Genomic DNA, 18,891 nt, shown 5'->3' with positions numbered 1-18,891 from the left:
CACCCCCGTCGTGAGAGTTTCTTCAAAAGGGGATGCGCGGCCGGCGTGTTGCCGGTGGCGGTCAACGATGACCAGAGCAGCGGTGCCAGTGTTGATTGTCCTGGGCATCCTTGTCGGCCTGTCCACGCACATGGTCGTCAATTGCGGTGACGAGGATGATCCGGACATCTGCTCGGCCGTGATCGGCTTCAGCCCGTTCCGCGGGTCGCTCATCGCCTTCGCCTATGAGGGGCGGGGGCGGATTTCGCTGCGTCATGCTGACTGGCGACGGGCGATCGCCGATTTCGACGAGGCCATCCGCCTCAACCCCAACCGCGCCTCGCTCTATCGCGACCGCGGCCTTGCCCATCGGCACGACGGTGCGCTGGGGCTCGCGATTGCCGACTTCGACGAAGCGATCGCGCTCGACCCGAAACATGCCGCAGCCTATCGCGAACGCGGCCTCGCGCTCGCTGCCGATGGCGATCTCGACCGCGCCATCCTGAGCTACACCACCGCCATGCGTCTTGCGCCATCCGACCCGGAGGTCCGGCTCGACCGTGGTCTCGCCTATCTCGCGCGCGGACAGGTCGACGATGCCCGTGCCGATTTCAAGGCCGCGCTGACGCTGCCGGCCGGCAAGGACGATCGCGCCCGCCAGATCGCACGCGCGCGCCTCGCCGAACTGTCGAGTGCCGAGCCCACGCGCCGCGGCGTTGAGAAGGATTCTAGAGCAGCGCTTGATGCTGCACCCTCTCCCCTTGTGGGTGGCTCGCGGCGATAGCGGCGAGACGGGTGAGGGGGCCTCCGCGCGCGAGCCTCCTGCGTCGAGTTCGTGGATACGACCCCTCATCCGGCGCCATAGCCGAAGCTTCGCTTCGGCGTTGTTAAGAACGGCGGCGAAGGCCGCCTTTGTCACCTTCGCCCACAATGGAAGAAGGAAGGGGGCTTTATCCTACTTGGCCTTCTTCGCTTTCGCCCTGGCCTTCTTCGCCGGCTTCTCCTTGACCGGCTTCTCGTTCGGCGCCGCCTTCTTCTCGGCCTTCTCCGCGACGGGCGTGCTGGCCACGAGCCGCATCGAGCGCGCGTAGCTGTCGGCGACGTTGTCGGCGGACATCTGCAGGCGCCTTGCAGCGGCGGTCGCCTGCTCCATGGTGGCCTTAGCCATCATCTTGAAGCGGTCCCGGGTGTCCTTGCCCTTGGCCTTGGCCGCGAGGCCATTGAAGCGATCCCGTCGCTCCTTGGCGCGGGTCATTAGGCCCGTATGTAGCTGTCTGGCCAGTTGCCGGATCACGACATCCAGGTCGGCGTCCGCCATGTTCTTCTATCCTCTTTGAAACAGTCACCAAATCGATGCGCGCGGGACTATGCAGATCGGGCCCCGCCTTGGCAATTCCCGGCTCTGCGTCATCCGCATGTTCCGGTTTACAAAACAAAAAAGCCGCGCTTCTCGCGCGGCTCTTGACGTGATTTCTTGGCGTAGTTTTGCGCTAGCGCGCTATTTTCCGCCTCACTTCAGCGAGGCAACCGGTCCGCTGGAAGCGGCCTGCGGGTCGGGATCGAAGCCGAAGACGCCGACCAGGTACTTGTAGTAGTCCGGCATCTTCTCCTTGAGCGTCTCGCGGGTTTTCGGCTCGTGGATCTCATCCTTGCCCGCAAGGAAGATGCTGGCGGTGACCGCGAAGAACTCCATCTGGTTCTTCAGGGCATAGGTGTCCTTGGGCAGCAGGTCCTTGGACTTGGCGTAGGCATAGTAGCCGAGCACGCCCTTGTTGGCGTAGCCGTCCGGCAACAACCGCGCATGATAGGCGTGGAGCAGCTCGTGCAGCATCACGGGCGCCTTCTCATAGGCCATCATGTTCGGCCGCAGCATGATCACGCCGATCCCGGAATCGACTGCGAGATCGACCGCGTTCGGGTTGGTCCATTGCTGCTTGTCGTGGTCCCACACCGTCAGCGTCCGGGGAGCGGTGCGCCGGATGTCCGGCGTGACCCGGCCGTAGCATGCGGCGGCGGCGCCTTCGTCGAGGCAGGCCATCTCGCTCGCGACGATCGGCACCGAATGGAAGAAGCGCAGCACGCGCGGGCTGAGGCCGGCGCTCTCCACCACGTCGAGCTGGCGCTTCAGATTGTCCGCGAGCGCGTCGACATCCTTGCGGTCGGAGTTCTCCGTCAGGTCGAACGCGTAGCCGCGATAGCTCTGGAAGCCGGGCGGCAGCGCCTGCGCCGCTTCCCCGGATGCATTGGATGTCTGCTGCGCCGGCTCCGCGTTCAGCGGACCTGCGGACAGCGCGCCGATGACGGTCGCCACAAGCAGCAATGCAACGCGCATGATGAACCCCCTGATGTCACTTCGCGCGGCAGAATAGGCCGTCGTTGTTTGCGAAAAGTGAGTGAGGCGAGACTAAGGCACCGATGTTGAGGCGTGCTTAATGGTTGGTTGCAGACCGCGGGGTGCGGGTTAGTCCGGGGTTAACCAAGCGTGGATCGGCCCCGCACTTCGGCGTAACATCCCGGCCAGGGCACCATGCCCGACATCAGCAGCCGGAAGGAGGATCCCATGTATGCCGCCATCCGTCAGGCCAAGGCGAAAAGCGGGAGTGCGGAAGAGCTGGCACGCCGCATCAAGGACGGCGCCGTTCCGATCATCAGCGACGTCGACGGTTTTCGTGCCTATTACGTCGTCTATGCCGGCGACGACACCGTCACCGCGATCTCGATCTTCGACAAGTTCGAGCAGGCGGAGGAGGCCAACCGGCGCGCGATCGCCTGGATCGAGAAGGAGCTCGGCTCGCTGCTCGCCGGGCACGCGAGCGCGGCCGCGGGGCCGGTGATCGTGCATACGCTGGCGTAGGAATTGGACAGATCGCTCACGCCGCATTCTCACCTGTCATCGCCCGGCTTGACCGGGCGATGAAGTACTCCGAGACGGCTGTGATAGAACCGACAGGCTGCTGTGTGTACTGGATGCCCCGCCTTCGCGGGGCATGACGGCGGTGTATGTGGTACGCAACAACCGCAACACGCCCCTCACAACTCCCGCGCGTTCGAGAACGCGAACGAGCTCACCCGCCGCGTCGTCTCGTCCAGGATCAGCGTGCGCGTGATCGGCGGCTCGGCGCGCTGGGCGCAGTTCTCGCGTTCGCAGAGACGGCAGTTGACGCCGATCGGCGTGCCCTCGACCTTCTCCAGATCCATGCCGGCGGCATAGACGAGCCGCGCGGCGTGACGCATCTCACATCCGAGGCCGATGGCAAAGCGCGGCTGCGGCAGCGGATGCGGCGCCACCGGCCGCCGGACCATCTGCGCGATCGAGAAATAGCGCGTGCCGTCGGGCAGCTCGATCACCTGTTTCAGCAGCCGATCGGGTGTGTCGAAGGTCGAATGCACGTTCCATAAGGGGCAGGTGCCGCCGAACTTCGAGAACGGGAAGGTGCCGGAGGAGAAGCGCTTCGACACGTTGCCGGCATTGTCGACGCGGAGCAGGAAGAACGGAATGCCGCGCGCGTTCGGCCGCTGCAAGGTGGTGAGGCGATGGCAGACCTGCTCGAAGCCGGCATTGAAGCGCTGCGCCAGCACGTGGATGTCGTAGTTCAACGCCTCGGCCGCCGCCAGGAACGCCGGGTAGGGCATCATCACGCTGGCTGCGAAATAATTGGCGAGCGTGATGCGGAACAGGCGCCGCGGCGCGTCGTCGAGCGGGCCGGCGCGACCGATGATGGCCTCGAGTTGCTGCGCGCATTCGCCGAGCCCGAGCTGGAAGGCAAGCTGGAACGCACGGCCGGGCGGATCGACCAGCTCCGAGATCAGGAGCTGGCGGCGATGGCGGTCGAAGCGCCGCAAGGTCTCGCGCATCACGTCGACCGGCATGATCCGAGTCTGGATCGAATGCTTTTCGCGCAACCGCGCGGCGAGCGCGGCATAGAGCCCCTCCGCCGGCACGTTCAGTTCGTCGCGCAGGCTTTCCGCGGCCTGCTCGAGCTCCGGGAAATAGTTGCGGTTGGCTTCGATCAATTCCCGCACGCGCTCGACCGGATTGGCTTCAAAGCGCGTGCCGACATCGCGGTCCGCCATCTGCGCTGCGGCCAGGGTCTCGCCCTGGCGCGCTTCGGCGTAGGCGGCGTAGAGCCGCTGCAGCGCGTGGGTCACGCCGGGGCAGAGCTCGGCGAGGTCGCGCAGCTCCTGCTTGGGCACGTCGATCTGACGGAACAGGGGATCGGAGAAGATTTCGTTCAGCTCGGCGAAGAAACGGTCCTCATCGGCGGTGGCGAGATCGCGCAAGTCGAGGTCGTAGGTCTCGGCAAGCCGCAGCAGGATCTGCGCGGTTACCGGGCGCTGATTGCGCTCGATCAGGTTGATGTAGCTCGGCGAGATTCCGAGCCCCTCGGCGATCTGGGTCTGCGACAGCCCCAATTGCTGCCGGATCCGCCGGAAGCGCGGGCCGACGAACAATTTCTTCCCGGAATCGACGGCCATTTTCGAGTTCTCCAGAGCGCTAAGGACAGCCTAGCTGACCCATATCTTTACAGATTTTACAAAATAACATCTATTACAAGTTCTTATGTTACAAGACATCACCATTCAAATACAAGTACTCTGTACGAACTTCGGTTTCTCGCGTTTAGCTCTCGTCACGCATTTCGCAGTGCAGTGTCAAGAATGTTGAGAAATAGCGACACCACGCTGCAGGTCTGTCGCTACCGAAAGGATTACGAACATGAACTTCCAACCGCGCGGAATCACCCAGGGCCCGGCTTCGTATCGGAGCGAGATCGAGGCGGCTCAGGCGCTCCTCGACATCCAGCCGACCTGGAACGGGGTGACGGCCGAGGCCGTCGCGCGCATGCGCCTGCAGAACCGCTTCAAGACCGGCCTCGACGTCGCCCGCTACACCGCGGCGCTGATGCGCGCCGACATGGCCGCCTATGACGGCGACCCCACCAAGTACACGCAGTCGCTCGGTTGCTGGCATGGCTTCATCGCCCAGCAGAAGCTGATCTCGGTGAAGAAGCACTTCGGCACGACCGATCGCCGCTATCTGTACCTCTCTGGTTGGATGATCGCCGCGCTGCGCTCCGAGTTCGGGCCGCTGCCGGATCAGTCGATGCACGAGAAGACCTCGGTGCCGGCCCTGATCGAGGAGCTCTACACCTTCCTGCGTCAGGCGGACTCCCGCGAGCTCAACGACATCTTCCGCGCGCTCGATGCCGCCCGCAAGGAAGGCGACAAGGCGAAGGAAAAGGCGCTGATCGAGAAGATCGACAATTTCCAGACGCACGTCGTGCCCGTGATCGCCGACATCGACGCCGGCTTCGGCAACGCAGAGGCGACCTACCTGCTCGCCAAGAAGATGATCGAGGCGGGTGCCTGCGCGCTGCAGATCGAAAACCAGGTCTCCGACGAGAAGCAGTGCGGGCACCAGGACGGCAAGGTGACCGTGCCGCACGAGGTCTTCCTGGCGAAGATCCGCGCCTGCCGCCACGCGTTCCTCGAGCTCGGCGTCGAAGACGGCATCATCGTGACCCGCACCGACTCGCTCGGCGCCGGCCTCACGCAGCAGATCGCCGTGAGCCACAAGCCCGGCGACATCGGCGATCAGTACAACAGCTTCCTGGATTGCGAGGAAGTGACGGCCGCGACCGCCCGGAACGGCGACGTCATCATCAACCAGAACGGCAAGATGATGCGTCCGAAGCGACTGCCCTCCAACCTCTACCAGTTCCGCCCCGGCACCGGTGAGGACCGCTGCGTGCTCGACTGCATCACTTCGCTGCAGAACGGCGCCGACCTGTTGTGGATCGAGACCGAGAAGCCGCATATCGAGCAGATCGCCAAGATGGTCGATCGCATCCGCAAGGTGATCCCGAACGCGAAGCTGGCCTACAACAACTCGCCGTCCTTCAACTGGACGCTCAACTTCCGTTGGCAGGTCTATGATGCGATGAAGGAAGCCGGCAAGGATGTCAGCAAGTACAACCGTGCTGAGCTGATGAAGGCGGAATATGACGACACGCCGCTGGCGAAGGAAGCCGACGAGCGGATCCGGACCTTCCAGGCCGACTCCGCCAAGCGTGCCGGCATCTTCCACCATCTGATCACGTTGCCGACCTATCACACGGCAGCCCTCTCGACCGATAATCTGGCGAGGGAGTACTTCGGCGAGCAGGGCATGCTCGGCTATGTGAAGAACGTCCAGCGCGCCGAGATCCGTCAGGGCATCGCCTGCGTGAAGCATCAGAACATGGCGGGCTCCGACATCGGTGACGACCACAAGGAGTACTTCGCCGGCGAGGCTGCCCTGAAGGCGGGCGGCGTCCACAACACGATGAACCAGTTCGGCTAACAGCTTGAATTGATCAGTCCGGGGTCCGGCCGGATTTCGGACTGATCACGCGAGGGCAACAGGAGACTGACAATGACCAAAGGCAGCAATTTCTGGGTGATCGGCGGTGAGTTCGGCTCGATGAACTTCCATAAGCTCGTGGAAGGCTCGGCCCAGGTCAAAGGCCCGTTCAAGACCCGCAAGGAAGCCGAGGACTGCTGGCGCGAGGTATCGGAAGAGAGCCGCCACATGGCCGGCGTCCGCTTCTCGATCGTCGAAGAGCCGAACCGCGCCCCGGCAGCTTAACGGCGTTGCTGCCAGCTCGAATTCAAGAAGACGTCCAAGGACGGACGGTCCCATCCAGGCCCTGCCTGGGTGGGATCGTCTGTTTTTGGCACATGTGAACCGGCTGTGGGCACCGTAAGTATCTGGAATTGTAGGCCCTTTGCGGACGTTGTGGTTGCTGATAGGTTAACGGCCGTATTCGAGTAGCGAGGCCGAGAATGTCTGAGCCGGAGACGAGCGGGACCCATGCCAGCCAGCCGCGCCCGGTACGGCTGCGCGATGCGCTGCTGCGGGCGCGGATCGAGGCTGCCGACCGGACCGGCGTCGTGGTCGATTTGCGCGACGCCGAGGTCGCGCGGCTGGAGATTCTCAACGACGCGCTCGACCCGTTGTTTGCGCAGGTGCCCGAGCAGATCGACCTGTTCGACCGCGGCATCAGCCAGGGCGATGCGCCAAGGCTCTGGATCGATGTCGTCGCGCACATCGTGATGGGGCGCGACAAGCGGATGTACCGCTTCGTCCAGGACAGCCGCTTTGGCCGCATCGTTCTCGCCGAATCGCACGATACCGCCGTGATCGTCGACGCCGTCACCGAGTATGTCGCCCGCCGCATGATCGAGCGCGAGCATGCGATGGTCGTATTGCCCGAGCCGAAGCCGGTCGCGCCGGAGCCGCCGCGCCGCTCGCGCATCTGGCCGTTCGTGTTCGGCTTCATCCTCGGCGCCGCCGCCCTGTTTGGCGTCGCCGTGGTTGCGGCGCTGCAGAGCTGGTGAAAGTCTCGTCATTGCGAGCGCAGCGAAGCAATCCAGCAATGTTTCCGCGGAGGGATTCTGGATTACTTCGCGGAGCCTGTCATCGGGCCGCGCTTTGCGCGGACCCGGTGGCTCGCAACGACGGCGAAACTAAATCAGCCGCGTGTGCTTGATCTGCCGGACCTTCAATCCATGATCGAGGCTGCGCACCGTCTGCTCGCAGCGCCAGCCGGCATTGTCCCTCTCGATGGCGAACAGGTTGTACGCCGCCGCGGGATAGCGCCCATGGGCGAGCGCGGAGGCCGAAGGTACGCCGATCGCGGGGACGTTGCCGTTCGGCCCGTCGAACCACATCGTCGAGTGCACATGGTCGTGGCCGTGCAGGATCAGCTCGACGCCGTGCCGCCTGACGAGGGCGAGGAGGTCGGCCGAATCGGTCAGCCTCTTGTGACGCGAGCGCGAGCGCAGTGGATGATGCACGAGGAGGACGCGGAAGACGTCCTCACTCGCAAGCTGTGCGAGAACCTCCTCGAGGGCTGCGAGCTGGTCGCGGCCGAGCGTGCCTGTCGCCATCAGCGGCAGGGTCGGCACGGCCGTGGACAGGCTGATCAGCACAACCGGTCCGCGGCGCCGGATGGCGGGGAAGGCCGCGGCCGCCGGCGCATCGCCTGCGATGTAGTGCAGGAACGTCTCGCCGAAGCGGTGGCGCGTGGCGCTGACATAGGCGTCGTGATTGCCCGGGATGGCGGTGACGCAATCCGGCGGGCCGACGCCTTCGAGCCAGGCCAGAGCCGGTCCAAATTCCGCTTCCAGCGCCAGGTTGACGAGATCGCCGGTTACGGCGATGTGGTCCGGCGCCTGGGCATGGATGTCGGCAACCAGCGCGTCGAGCACCTCGCGGCGCTGGTATTTGTGCCGGTTGCGCGTCCAGTTGACGTAGCCGAGCGCCCGCTTGCCCGCGAGTTCGATCGCCCTGGGCCTCGGTAGCGGCGGCAGATGCGGGTCGGAGAGATGGGCGAGCGTGAACGGTGCCATGGAGCGCGATTGCCTCGCTATTGCTCCGCTGTAATGGCAAGCTCGGGCGGTGGAGGCAAGGATAGCTTGAAGGACGGCTTGAAGGGGGGCCACGCAAGCGGCGTGATGGGGGGACGACTGGACCAGATAAGACGAAGATGCGAGCCGCTGCTGCGGCGATTCTTCCACGCCTATTTCCTGCTCGTCCGCGGCATGACCCTCGGTGTCCGCGCCGTAGTGCTGGACGCCGACAACAGGGTGTTCCTGGTCAAGCATAGCTATGTCAGCGGCTGGTACCTCCCCGGCGGCGGCGTCGACTACGGCGAGACCATGGAGGAGGCGATGCGGCGCGAGCTCAAGGAGGAGGGAGATATCGACCTCACGGGCGAAGCGGTGCTGCACGGCATCTTCCTCAACAGCCACGTCTCGCGGCGTGATCATGTCGCGGTCTACGTCGTCAGGCATTTCCGGCAGGACCGTCTGCCCGAGCCCAACCGCGAGATCATCGAATGCGGCTTTTTCGCAAGCACGGCGCTGCCGGACGACACCACGCCCGGCACGCGGCTGCGCATCGCCGAGGTGCTCGACGGCAAGCCGGCGATTGCGACGTGGCGGTGAGAGGGCCTCGGGACGCCTTAAAGGAACTGAAGCGGAGCCTGGCTGCCATGGACCTGCGCATCGCCAGATGCTACTCCGCCTCCTGATATTGACGCGTTTTCTGAACGCGAACCAGGGTCCACTTCGCTCGAAAACGCCGTGCTGACATGAACGATCTCTCGCTCACTATCCTTCCCGAATCCGCCGGCGACGCCCAGGCGATCGAGCGGCTGCACGAACGCACGTTCGGTCCCGGTCGCTTCGTCCTCAGCGCCTACCGGATCCGCGAGCACGTCGATCACCTGCTCGAGCTCTCCTTCACTGCGCGCATCGGCACGCTTCTGGTCGGCTCTGTCAGGCAATTGCCGGTGCTGATCGGCGAGACGCCCGCGCTGCTGCTCGGGCCGCTCACCGTCGAGCCGCCGTTCCGCGACCGCGGCATCGGACGGCTCTTGATGGAGCGCGCGCTGAAGGACGCCAAGGAGAAGGGGCACCGGCTGGTGCTGCTGGTCGGTGACGAGCCCTATTACAGCCGCGTCGGCTTCAAGCCGGTGCCGAAGGGCCGCGTCACCATGCCAGGCCCGGTCGACGCAAACCGCATCCTGGTGTTCGAGCTCGTCGACGGCGCCTTCGAAGGCGTGTCGGGGGCCGTGGGCCCCGACTGGAGCAAGGCGCGGGTTTAGGGCGCGCGCTCGAGCAATCGGCGATCTCTGGATGAACGACCGGCTCCGTCAGCGAGAGAAGACGCGCGTGCCACGAGGCCATGTCTGTTGGTTTCCGAGCGGACTGGCTCCAATTTCCCAGCCCGCGCCGCCCCATAGGGCGTCAACCACGCCAAGCTCACCCATGGCATCACGGACAAAAAATATGTTGGGGGAAGAGCTGATATCCAGCGCGCCGCTTTCTCCATTGGCCTGCAGCCTCAACAGGCACCAGACATCCGCGAGTTTGGTCTCATCGCGCGAATTTAAGTCTCCGGAGATCTCCGTGGCACTTGAGGGAGCCTTCAACGCGTACGATTGCAAAGATGTATCGCCAGCGGTTTCAGCCTTGACCGCGAACCGGCGCACAAAGGTCGCGCCAAGCCAAGAAATTTTGACCTCGGCCGCTGGCGTCATGTCTTCGCGAAAATGCTCGCGAGCAACGAAGGCCCCGGTCTGGGGTATCGCTGAGGTTGACGGAGGATCGAACGGTTCGCCAGGCTTTCGCGTGAGCGAGCATTCGATCCTGCTACCAGGAATAACCGACGCCGATCCGCCGTTAGCAGGCTTGTTCTCGTCCGGCCTTGCGTTGCCCGCCCATATTGCCAGCACTGCGACGAGAGACGGTTTGAGCCATTTGCGGCGCATTGTTGTCGGCCTTGAATTGCTACTTCAAGGAGAAGGTAAACCGTCGATTTCAGATGTAAATCAAAGAGTAGGTTCCTAGTTAAGGTCTAAACACATAATAAAATCGCAGGATAAGTTTGAGATGATTTCGAAGAAATACTTATGAACTGGCGTCGCGAAACCGAGGCTGTCTGACAGCAGCGGAGGTGCAAACGCATTGGCAATGCGAGCGCCGTGTTTGAAGATGGCATGCATGGAAGCGCTGCCCGAATCAGGCATGCCGCGATACGCCCGCAGCGTCTCGTCAGATCAAAGCGATCGAAAACGGAACTCTTCAAACCGAACTGCGACGATCGGCTAGCCAGTCAACCTTGCGATCGACGGATTGGACCGCGGCGCAATTCGCAGTTCACCAGGGTCGATCATCGACTGCGGTGTCGCCCGACAGCACCTTGCCTGTGCGCGAAGTGGATCACTCCACGTCCAGCGCACGCGCCAAACCGGATTATTGGCGTAGGCCGGGATACGCCAGAGCCAGATGGTTTCGTAAACACTGTCGCCGAGCCGCTCCACGTCCGGATGCGGTATCGGCCAAAGCGCCGTGACGGCGAGAGCGACCGCCAGGACGGGTCCCACTGAAAAAATTACTTTGCGCATTCTCATTTCTATAATTTAAGAGCGGCGACTGCCGCAGATGCAATGAGCGGTCAAAACACTTGGGGCGTTCCATCAGTAGAACACCCCTTTCCAAAATTGGAAATCCGGAACTCTACGGTTGCCGGGATGCTACGGGGTTACGCTTCTCGGATTGTGCGATGATCGCGCTTGATGCGGCAACATAGACGGCGCTGTGCGATCGGCCCTTAGTGCCCAACCAAAGTCTGAGCGGATATTGGCCGACGCCGGCACGGTCTCGGAAATAAATGCTCGGTTTGCACTCAGACGCGCTCGGGCGCGATGTGGTGCTGAAAAACCTTCCAGTCTGCGATCTTCACGCCCGTAAAAGCTTCGGCGGCCTCTTGCCAAGGGGTCGCGTGCCAGTTGTGGCGGGCATGACCCCGCCCCATGACGTCCCGCATTTCCGCTGCCGTCACGCCATAGGCCGTTGCGCTGTTGTCGTTGTGGACATTGATCTTTCCGCCCGTGCCGACATGGCCGAGGCCGATCAGATGACCGACCTCGTGGAAGTGAGTCCAGAACTTCACTGTTGAGTGCGGAATCATCTGCTCCGATTTGATGTCGTTCTGGCTGTAAAGGACTGAGTTCGAACGGAAGTCCACACCGTCCCGTGCGCGAACGACGGCAATTGTATAGTGCGCGTCGTGGGCCGCTGAGACCGCCTTGAGATCAAGCTTGCAATACACGTTGCATCGGTAGGCTGGACGACCGTGGGCGAGATAGTTTAGCCCGTCATACGTTTTCGGCGTCTTCAACCAGAACTGGCCGTCCCAGAAACGTTGCGCACTACTCGTGAGATTCCGAACGTACTGTTCGAACTCGCCGGGTTTCCATTTCTGAATGGATTTCTTGGACGGATGCGTGGCGGTATCGTCCGCATCGCCGTAGGTCCCGGTTTTTCCGGCGGGGTCGATCTTCGCGAAGAAGATACGGATAAAGATCGTGAGATAGGCATTGGTGGAATGGTCGATCTTCCAATCGACAAGATCGGCGTCCCACTTGCCGCCGTAGGTCAGTTTCGGCCCTGTCCGGATGAGCGTGCCGAACTTGAAATCGATCGGTCCCATGGTCGCCTCCGCTGACAGCGTCGACGTGCCGGTCTGAAAGTTCTGTCGTGGCGAGTATGGACGGTCACGTCTGCTGCGGAGCTTATCACCGCGAACGGGACGTGTACATTCGCCGTCTGCGTCCCCCCACCACTTGAGCGTCGTACCGCAGGTTTACTTAGGTGCTCCGCCGTTTGTTCAGAGGCTCGTGAGCAGCGCCCGCGGTGCTCCGCTACTGCTTGTTTCGATTCTTGCTCGCGCCCCTGTGCGGCGGCGTCGACGACAGCGCGCTTGCCGTCTCCGTCATCTGGATGCAGGTGAGCAGATCGACATAGCTTTGGGTTCCGAGCGATGTCGCCTCGTTCTCGCAGGAGTCACGGACTGCGGGTTTGGCCGTCGCCCATACCGTGCCGAGCTGCTTCTGCGCTGCCGTCTCATCGCGCATACAATCGGCAAAGCTTTGCGCCAACGCCAATCCCATCGCCTTGTCCGTCTCGGACGTCGACTCGCAGAGCGCTTCGACCTTCAGTTCGGGCACGCGATCGGACACGGGTATCAACGAAGGGCTTGCGAGCAATCCAAATGCAAAAAGGATGGCCTTCATCTATCTCTCCATCTCTAGAACTGTCCGGGCTGCGCCGGCGGGCCGGGCCAATCAGACCTGATATTGGTGGGATTGTTGCGATCGAACAGATCCTGGCGCAACGCGAAGCCACGCTTGGCAGAAAGGGCATTGAGGTCGAAAATTGATGGCGCCTCGGGCTTGGCTGTGCCGATCGTTTTCTGCGGTGAAACATGTCGGGCCGCCGCCGTTTGGGCAGACGCAGTGCCCGCCGTTGCGAAAGCGGCAGCAGCAAGAATGAGGACGAACGATGCATTGGAGAACATATGAACTCTCCTGCAATCAATAAACCGCCCGCGCAGACGGCCACGGCATCTCGTGACGGATGTTGATCTAGATCAACATCGACGGGCGCGGAAGAGTACCGCCCATCGCGCATCGGTTCAAACCTTCGATGATACCCGGCACTGCGGCGGTGTTCGCGCCAAATGCTGGGGGCATCGGAGCAATCAGATACATTTTCGTATGGATTTCGTATGGATCAGTTCTTGCGCCGCTTATCTGTGGCGAAGCATGCCGCGGAGAAAGATATCTCCGCCTCTGGTCAGCCATTTTGTCCGTTGATCCAGGTCAAGTCCCTCTTGTCGAGATTAGCCAAGGATTACGCTTCATTTGAAGGGAGGTATTGCAATGAGCGCTACCCGATCCTTCGCGGCTGCATTTGCACTTATATTTGTATTTGCTTCTTCAGCGCCGGCGTTTGCGCAACAGACGCAACTAAGCGCGCCGCCGCCCGGTTCAGCCGCCGCCACGGCCCCGATAGACGGAAGGCAGCTTCCGCCGCCTGATCCGAAATTCGGCGGCGTGATCAAGGACGACGCGCTGCAATCGAAGCCGTGGTGGCCGCCGCGTGTCGTGCCGCCGAAGAGCGCACCGAACGTGCTGCTGATCATCACGGACGATGCCGGTTTCGGTGTGCCCAGCACCTTCGGTGGCGTCATCCCGACCCCGACGATGGAGCGCATCGCGAATGAGGGGTTGCGCTACAATCGCGTCTTCTCGACCGCGCTGTGCTCACCGACCCGCGCGGCGCTGATTACCGGACGCAATCACCATTCGGCCGGCTTCGGCGTGATCTCCGAGCAGTCGACCGGCTTCCCCGGTTACAACAGCATCATTGCGAAGGACAAAGCGACGATCGGCCGGATTTTGCTCGACAACGGCTACGCGACATCATGGTTCGGCAAGGACCACAACACGCCGGCGTTCGCGGCCAGCCAGATCGGTCCGTTCGACCAGTGGCCCATCGGCATGGGCTTCGAATACTTCTACGGTTTCGTCGGCGGCGACGCAAACCAGTGGGAGCCGAATCTCTTCCGCAACACGACACAGATCTATCCGTTCCAGGGCAAGCCGCCCGGCACCTGGAATCTCGTCACCGCGATGGCCGATGAGGCCATCGACTGGATGACGCGGCTTCACCAGACCGATCCGTCGAAGCCGCTCTTCATCAAATACGCGCCCGGCGCCACGCACGCGCCGCACCACCCGACCAAGGAGTGGGTGGACAAGATCAGCGCAATGCATCTGTTCGACGACGGCTACGAAAAGGTGCGCGAGCGCATCCTGGAGAACCAGAAGCGGCTCGGCGTGGTCCCGAAGGACACCAAGCTGGCGCCTTGGCCCAAGGACATCCTCAAGCCATGGGACCAGTTGAGCGCCGAGGAGAAGAAGCTCTTCATCCGCCAGGTCGAGGTGTTTGCGGCCTACGCCGCCTATAACGATCACGAAATCGGTCGCGTGATCCAGCACTTCCAGGATCTTGGCCGGCTCGACAACACGCTTGTCATCTACATCAACGGCGACAACGGCACCAGCGCCGAGGGCGGACCGCTCGGCACGCCCAACGAGGTGGCGTTCTTCAACGGCCTGAATGAACTGCCGGTCGACGTGCAGATGAAGTTCTACGACGTCTGGGGCACCGAGCAGACATACAACCACATGTCAGCCGGCTGGTCGTGGGCGTTTGACACGCCCTTCGACTGGTTCAAGCAGAATGCCTCCAGGCTCGGCGGCATCAACCAGAACATGGTGGTGTCATGGCCGGCGCGCATCAAGGACAAGGGCGCCCTGCGCGAGCAATTCGTCCACGTGATCGACGTGGTGCCGACGATTCTCGAGGCGGCCGGCATCCGTGCGCCCGACGTCGTCGACGGCATCAAGCAGGCGCCGATCGAGGGCACGAGCTTCGCATACACCTTCGATGCGGCGAACGCGAAAACGGCGTCCCGCCACAAGACCCAATACTTCGAGATGATGGGCCAATGGGCGCTCTATGACGACGGCTGGATGCTCTCCACCAAAGTCAACCGCGCACCCTGGCAGGCGTTCGGTCCGGCGAACCCGGATCCGCTCAACAACCAGGTCTTCCAACTCTACAACCTGACCAAGGACTTCAGCCAGACCGACGACATCGCGGCGCAGAATCCGCAGAAGGTCAAGGAGATGCGGCAGAAGTTCGTCGCGGAAGCCAGGAAGTACCAGGTCTTCCCGATGGACGCGTCGGTTGCGGCCCGCATCATCGCGCCACGTCCGAACATCACGGCCGGCCGCAAGGAGTTCGTGTACACGCGGCCGATGACTGGATTGCCGCAGGGGGACTCGCCCGTGCTGCTCAACACCTCCTACACGATCACCGCTGACATCGACGTGCCGCAGGGCGGCGCCGAGGGCATGATCCTGACCTCGGGAGGCCGCTTCGCCGGCTACGGCTTCTACCTGCTGCAGGGCAAGCCGGTGTTCCTGTGGAACATGGTCGATCTCGAACGCATCAAGTGGGAAGGGCCGGATGCGCTGCCGCCGGGCCGGCACACGGTCGAGTTCGACTTCAAATATGAGGGCATCGGCGCGCAGACGCTCGAGTACAACAACTTCAGCGGTCTCGCGCAGCCCGGCACAGGCACGCTGAAGGTCGATGGCAAGGACGTCGCCAGGAAGCGGATGCCGAAGACGCTGCCAATGATCCTGCAGTGGGACGAAAGCTTCGACATCGGCTCCGACACGCTCACCGGCGTGAACGATGCCGACTACAAGCCTCCGTTCGCGCTGACGGCCAAGCTCAACAAGCTGACGGTCAAGGTCGACCGCCCGCAACTGTCGCCTGCGGACATCAAGAGATTGCAGGCGGGGATGCATGAGAAGGCCCAGGCTGATTGATCGCGGCACGAAGCAACAGAGGCGGGGCACTCCCCGCCTTTGTTCTCTTTCGAATGTGGTGACGAAAATGAAAGGCAACTCGCGTGCTTTGGGCCCTCGCAATTTCGGGAGGACTTGTCATGTGTACTCGCAAGATCTTCATTGCGCTTCTGTATATTTCCCCATTCATGATCTCTGCGGCAGCATTTGCCCAAAGTGCCGCCCCGATTGGATCGCCGGGCGCCACCACAACAATTGATGGAAAGCAGCTCCCGCCGCCCGATCCGAAATTTGGCGGTATCATCAAGGAAAGAGCCTCGGAGTCGAAACCATGGTGGGCGCCGCGCGTCGTGCCGCCGAAGGGCGCCCCCAACGTTCTGCTGATCATGACGGATGATCAGGGTTTCGGCGCTCCCGGTACCTTCGGCGGTGTGATTCCTACGCCATCCATGGATCGCATCGCGCAGGCCGGACTGCGCTACACTAACTTCCATTCGACGTCGCTCTGTTCACCCACGCGGGCCGCGATCATCACGGGCCGCAACCATCACTCGGTTGGCTATGGAGTGGTCAATGAAATCGGAACCGGTTTCCCGGGCTACGATTCGATCATCCCGATTGAGAAAGGTACCATCGGCACCATCCTTAAGGCGAACGGCTACGCGACCTCGTGGTTCGGCAAGGACCACAACACGCCTTCCTATCAGGACAGCCAAGCCGGCCCATTCGATCAGTGGCCGAATGGCATGGGCTTCGACTACTTCTACGGTTTCGTCGGCGGCGATGCGAGCCAGTGGCAGCCGAACCTGTTCCGCAACACGACGGCGATCTATCCCTTCCTCAACAATCCCGGCTGGAATCTCGAGACCGCGATGGCCGACGAGGCGATCCAGTACATGAAGCAGCTCAAGGAAATCGCACCAGGCAAGCCGTGGCTCGTCTACTACGTGCCTGGCGCCACCCATGCTCCGCATCATCCGACGCCCGAGTGGGTGAAGAAGATCAGCGACATGCACCTCTTCGACGAGGGCTGGAATAAGGTGCGCGAGAAAATCTTCGCCAATCAGAAGCGGCTGGGCATCATGCCCGAGAATGCCAAGCTCACGCCGTGGCCGAAAGACTTGCCCGAATGGGATTCGCTGAGCTGGGACGAGAAGAGGCTCTTCATCAAGCAAGCGGACATCTATGGAGCCTATCTCGCCTATGCCGACCATGAGATCGGACGGATCATCCAGGCCGTCGAAGACCTAGGCGAGCTTGACAACACCTTGATCATCTACATTGGCGGCGACAATGGTGCGAGCGCTGAAGGCATGCTCAACGGCACACCAAACGAGTTCACCACCTTCAACGGCGTTGCCGTGCCGGTGAAGGATCAGTTCCTCTGGTATCCGTTCTGGGGATCGGAGCGGACCTTCCCGCATTACGCCGCCGGTTGGGCGTGGACGATGGATACGCCCTTCAAATGGGTCAAGCAGGTGCCGTCACACTTCGGCGGGACCGCCCAGGGCGTGGTCATGTCATGGCCCGGGCACATCACGGACGCCGGCGGCATCCGCCGCCAATTCCATCATGTGATCGATATCGTGCCGACCATCCTCGAAGCGGCCGGCATTCAGCAACCGGATACGATCAACGGGATCAAGCAAATCCCGATCGAAGGCACCAGCATGGCCTACACGTGGGATAACGCAAACGCCGCAGCACCCACGAAGCACACGACGCAATATTTCGAGATGCTCGGTAATCGCTCAATTTATCATGATGGGTGGGTTGCGGCGACAATTCCCGTAACGCTTCCCTGGGAGCTGAGCACCAAGGCACCTCCGGACGTGATTACGGGGTACAAGTGGGAACTCTACAATGTGCAGGAGGACCCCACGCAGTACACCGACCTCGCGGACAAGATGCCGGATAAGCTGAAGCAGTTGCAGGACCTCTTCTACTCCGAAGCGAAGAAGTACAACGTGCTGCCGCTTGATAATACGACGCTTGCGCGCTGGAACACGCCGCGTCCGAGCCTCACGGCCGGGCGAACGGTGTTTACCTATACGGGCGAGCTGATCGGCACGCCCGGCAGCGCGGCGCCGAGCATCCTGAACAAGGGCTACACCATCACCGCCGACGTCGACATCCCTGAGCGTGGCGCGGAAGGCATGATCGTCACCCAGGGTGGGCGCTTCGGCGGCTATGGCCTGTTCCTGAGCAAAGGCGAATTTGGAATCGGCCGAGGCAAGGTGGTGTTCCTCTATAACCTGCTCGACCTCAAGCGCACGGCCTGGGAGGGGCCCGAACTGACGGCCGGCAAGCACGCCATCGTTTTCGACTTCAAGTCCGATGGTCCGGGCCTCGGTAAGGGCGGCACAGGCATCTTGTCGGTGGACGGCAAGGAAGTGGCGCGGAATACGCTGGAACACACGACTCCGATTACCTTCCCCGAGGACGAAAGCTTCGACATCGGCCAGGACACGCGCACTGGATTGGCGCTGGTGGAGTATCGCTACGATCCTCCGTTCAAGTTCACCGGCAAGATCGACAAGCTGACGTTCAAGCTCGAACCAGAGCCGCAGACGCAAACGCAAGGCAAGAACTAGCAGGTACACGGGGCGACGCGATGTCGCTGAATTACACACAGCAAGATGAAGTCGACCTCGAGAGGTCGACTTCGAGAGTGCATCTGTCGGTTTTGAAACCATGTGGGTCAGTCCGAGCATCGTGAAATGGACGATTCTCGCTGCCGCTCTCGAGGCCGCCGTCACCGGCCTCGTTCTGTTCGTCTGGCCACCGCTGTTCGCCTGGCTGGTCTTCGGCGCCGAATTCTCCAACGCCGGGGATGCGCTGGGAGGGCTCACGGCCATCGTATTGCTCGCGCTGGTGCTCGCGACGTGGCCGTCGACTGCCAAGACTCCCAACCAACTATCGTCTGTTCGAACGCTTCTGATCTATAACCTTCTCGCAGCGATCTATCTCGTCTATGTTGGGCTTGGCGGCAAATTGACGGGCATCCTGTTGTGGCCGGCGACCGCGCTCCACGCGATTTTTGCACTGCTGCTCGGTGCGGCCTGGTTCTCAACACGGGAAATCCAGGAAGAAGACTTTTCGATTTAGTTCACGGTCTTTGCTTGATGGAGTG

The 18,891-nt window shown here is 62.2% G+C and carries 19 protein-coding genes; 11 read left to right on the top strand and 8 right to left on the bottom strand.

The window, feature by feature from the left end:
• The first annotated feature begins 67 nt into the window (after positions 1–67).
• On the top strand, positions 68–763 hold the full coding sequence (locus MTX21_RS14720; RefSeq protein ID WP_280965522.1) for a tetratricopeptide repeat protein: 696 nt from the start codon (positions 68–70) through the stop codon (positions 761–763).
• Positions 764–934: 171 nt separating this feature from the next.
• On the opposite strand, the gene MTX21_RS14715 is transcribed toward MTX21_RS14720, so the two are convergent.
• Positions 935–1,297 (bottom strand): hypothetical protein, encoded by a 363-nt coding sequence (locus tag MTX21_RS14715; protein ID WP_280965521.1) that lies wholly within the window; start codon positions 1,295–1,297, stop codon positions 935–937.
• A gap of 192 nt (positions 1,298–1,489) precedes the next feature.
• A complete protein-coding gene (locus MTX21_RS14710) occupies positions 1,490–2,311 on the bottom strand; it encodes a hypothetical protein (RefSeq protein ID WP_280965520.1) in 822 nt (273 codons plus the stop codon).
• 228 nt (positions 2,312–2,539) lie between these two features.
• Between MTX21_RS14710 and MTX21_RS14705 the strand changes: the two genes are divergently transcribed.
• Positions 2,540–2,833 (top strand): antibiotic biosynthesis monooxygenase, encoded by a 294-nt coding sequence (locus tag MTX21_RS14705; protein WP_280965519.1) that lies wholly within the window; start codon positions 2,540–2,542, stop codon positions 2,831–2,833.
• A 176-nt stretch (positions 2,834–3,009) separates the two neighbouring features.
• Here the strand turns inward: MTX21_RS14705 and MTX21_RS14700 are convergent, their stop codons facing one another.
• Positions 3,010–4,455 carry a short-chain fatty acyl-CoA regulator family protein gene (locus MTX21_RS14700; RefSeq protein WP_280965518.1) on the bottom strand — a complete coding sequence of 482 codons (1,446 nt, stop codon included), beginning with the start codon at positions 4,453–4,455 and terminating at the stop codon, positions 3,010–3,012.
• A 241-nt stretch (positions 4,456–4,696) separates the two neighbouring features.
• Between MTX21_RS14700 and MTX21_RS14695 the strand changes: the two genes are divergently transcribed.
• From MTX21_RS14695 to MTX21_RS14685, 3 genes are all read left to right on the top strand, one after another.
• Positions 4,697–6,322: an isocitrate lyase gene (locus MTX21_RS14695; protein WP_280965517.1), complete on the top strand. Its 1,626-nt coding sequence runs from the start codon at positions 4,697–4,699 to the stop codon at positions 6,320–6,322.
• Between the two features lie 72 nt (positions 6,323–6,394).
• Positions 6,395–6,607 (top strand): hypothetical protein, encoded by a 213-nt coding sequence (locus MTX21_RS14690; RefSeq protein ID WP_280965516.1) that lies wholly within the window; start codon positions 6,395–6,397, stop codon positions 6,605–6,607.
• A 197-nt stretch (positions 6,608–6,804) separates the two neighbouring features.
• A complete protein-coding gene (locus MTX21_RS14685; RefSeq protein ID WP_280965515.1) occupies positions 6,805–7,359 on the top strand; it encodes a hypothetical protein in 555 nt (184 codons plus the stop codon).
• A gap of 129 nt (positions 7,360–7,488) precedes the next feature.
• On the opposite strand, the gene MTX21_RS14680 is transcribed toward MTX21_RS14685, so the two are convergent.
• Positions 7,489–8,373 carry a metallophosphoesterase gene (locus MTX21_RS14680; protein ID WP_280965514.1) on the bottom strand — a complete coding sequence of 295 codons (885 nt, stop codon included), beginning with the start codon at positions 8,371–8,373 and terminating at the stop codon, positions 7,489–7,491.
• Positions 8,374–8,478: 105 nt separating this feature from the next.
• Between MTX21_RS14680 and MTX21_RS14675 the strand changes: the two genes are divergently transcribed.
• Together MTX21_RS14675 and MTX21_RS14670 are read left to right on the top strand one after the other, a co-directional pair.
• The gene (locus MTX21_RS14675) at positions 8,479–8,970 is read left to right on the top strand and encodes an NUDIX domain-containing protein (protein ID WP_280971053.1); all 492 of its coding nucleotides are present in this window, start codon (positions 8,479–8,481) and stop codon (positions 8,968–8,970) included.
• 146 nt (positions 8,971–9,116) lie between these two features.
• On the top strand, positions 9,117–9,632 hold the full coding sequence (locus MTX21_RS14670) for an N-acetyltransferase (RefSeq protein WP_280965513.1): 516 nt from the start codon (positions 9,117–9,119) through the stop codon (positions 9,630–9,632).
• 48 nt (positions 9,633–9,680) lie between these two features.
• Here MTX21_RS14670 and MTX21_RS14665 read toward each other — a convergent pair whose 3' ends face one another.
• The 4 genes from MTX21_RS14665 to MTX21_RS14650 all read right to left on the bottom strand — a co-directional run bounded on the left by MTX21_RS14665 (position 9,681) and on the right by MTX21_RS14650 (position 12,889).
• Entirely contained in the window at positions 9,681–10,298 is a 618-nt protein-coding gene (locus tag MTX21_RS14665; protein WP_280965512.1) for a hypothetical protein, read from the bottom strand.
• Positions 10,299–11,215: 917 nt separating this feature from the next.
• Complete coding sequence (locus MTX21_RS14660; protein ID WP_280965511.1) at positions 11,216–12,022, bottom strand: hypothetical protein; 807 nt, start codon at positions 12,020–12,022, stop codon at positions 11,216–11,218.
• 211 nt (positions 12,023–12,233) lie between these two features.
• Complete coding sequence (locus MTX21_RS14655; RefSeq protein ID WP_280965510.1) at positions 12,234–12,605, bottom strand: hypothetical protein; 372 nt, start codon at positions 12,603–12,605, stop codon at positions 12,234–12,236.
• A gap of 14 nt (positions 12,606–12,619) precedes the next feature.
• Entirely contained in the window at positions 12,620–12,889 is a 270-nt protein-coding gene (locus MTX21_RS14650; protein WP_280965509.1) for a hypothetical protein, read from the bottom strand.
• Between the two features lie 210 nt (positions 12,890–13,099).
• Between MTX21_RS14650 and MTX21_RS14645 the strand changes: the two genes are divergently transcribed.
• From MTX21_RS14645 to MTX21_RS14630, 4 genes are all read left to right on the top strand, one after another.
• A complete protein-coding gene (locus MTX21_RS14645) occupies positions 13,100–13,411 on the top strand; it encodes a hypothetical protein (RefSeq protein ID WP_280965508.1) in 312 nt (103 codons plus the stop codon).
• A gap of 16 nt (positions 13,412–13,427) precedes the next feature.
• Positions 13,428–15,779: an arylsulfatase gene (locus MTX21_RS14640; protein ID WP_280965507.1), complete on the top strand. Its 2,352-nt coding sequence runs from the start codon at positions 13,428–13,430 to the stop codon at positions 15,777–15,779.
• A 167-nt stretch (positions 15,780–15,946) separates the two neighbouring features.
• Entirely contained in the window at positions 15,947–18,352 is a 2,406-nt protein-coding gene (locus tag MTX21_RS14635) for an arylsulfatase (RefSeq protein WP_280971052.1), read from the top strand.
• Positions 18,353–18,473: 121 nt separating this feature from the next.
• Positions 18,474–18,866, top strand: coding sequence for a hypothetical protein (locus MTX21_RS14630; RefSeq protein ID WP_280965506.1), 393 nt, complete (start codon positions 18,474–18,476; stop codon positions 18,864–18,866).
• The last annotated feature ends 25 nt before the right edge of the window (positions 18,867–18,891 follow it).

The organism is Bradyrhizobium sp. ISRA430 (assembly GCF_029909975.1).
Classification (GTDB): Bacteria; Pseudomonadota; Alphaproteobacteria; order Rhizobiales; family Xanthobacteraceae; genus Bradyrhizobium.
Note: the sequence above shows the minus strand (reverse complement) of the source record. Positions and strands in the feature narration are given on the sequence as shown.

Excerpts from the sequence above, each read along its gene's own strand:
- MTX21_RS14720 (WP_280965522.1), top strand. The coding sequence starts at position 68 with ATGACCAGAGCAGCGGTGCCAGTGTTGATTGTCCTGGGCATCCTTGTC.
- MTX21_RS14715 (WP_280965521.1), bottom strand. The coding sequence starts at position 1,297 with ATGGCGGACGCCGACCTGGATGTCGTGATCCGGCAACTGGCCAGACAG.
- MTX21_RS14710 (WP_280965520.1), bottom strand. The coding sequence starts at position 2,311 with ATGCGCGTTGCATTGCTGCTTGTGGCGACCGTCATCGGCGCGCTGTCC.
- MTX21_RS14705 (WP_280965519.1), top strand. The coding sequence starts at position 2,540 with ATGTATGCCGCCATCCGTCAGGCCAAGGCGAAAAGCGGGAGTGCGGAA.
- MTX21_RS14700 (WP_280965518.1), bottom strand. The coding sequence starts at position 4,455 with ATGGCCGTCGATTCCGGGAAGAAATTGTTCGTCGGCCCGCGCTTCCGG.
- MTX21_RS14695 (WP_280965517.1), top strand. The coding sequence starts at position 4,697 with ATGAACTTCCAACCGCGCGGAATCACCCAGGGCCCGGCTTCGTATCGG.
- MTX21_RS14690 (WP_280965516.1), top strand. The coding sequence starts at position 6,395 with ATGACCAAAGGCAGCAATTTCTGGGTGATCGGCGGTGAGTTCGGCTCG.
- MTX21_RS14685 (WP_280965515.1), top strand. The coding sequence starts at position 6,805 with ATGTCTGAGCCGGAGACGAGCGGGACCCATGCCAGCCAGCCGCGCCCG.
- MTX21_RS14680 (WP_280965514.1), bottom strand. The coding sequence starts at position 8,373 with ATGGCACCGTTCACGCTCGCCCATCTCTCCGACCCGCATCTGCCGCCG.
- MTX21_RS14675 (WP_280971053.1), top strand. The coding sequence starts at position 8,479 with ATGGGGGGACGACTGGACCAGATAAGACGAAGATGCGAGCCGCTGCTG.
- MTX21_RS14670 (WP_280965513.1), top strand. The coding sequence starts at position 9,117 with ATGAACGATCTCTCGCTCACTATCCTTCCCGAATCCGCCGGCGACGCC.
- MTX21_RS14665 (WP_280965512.1), bottom strand. The coding sequence starts at position 10,298 with ATGCGCCGCAAATGGCTCAAACCGTCTCTCGTCGCAGTGCTGGCAATA.
- MTX21_RS14660 (WP_280965511.1), bottom strand. The coding sequence starts at position 12,022 with ATGGGACCGATCGATTTCAAGTTCGGCACGCTCATCCGGACAGGGCCG.
- MTX21_RS14655 (WP_280965510.1), bottom strand. The coding sequence starts at position 12,605 with ATGAAGGCCATCCTTTTTGCATTTGGATTGCTCGCAAGCCCTTCGTTG.
- MTX21_RS14650 (WP_280965509.1), bottom strand. The coding sequence starts at position 12,889 with ATGTTCTCCAATGCATCGTTCGTCCTCATTCTTGCTGCTGCCGCTTTC.
- MTX21_RS14645 (WP_280965508.1), top strand. The coding sequence starts at position 13,100 with ATGGATCAGTTCTTGCGCCGCTTATCTGTGGCGAAGCATGCCGCGGAG.
- MTX21_RS14635 (WP_280971052.1), top strand. The coding sequence starts at position 15,947 with ATGATCTCTGCGGCAGCATTTGCCCAAAGTGCCGCCCCGATTGGATCG.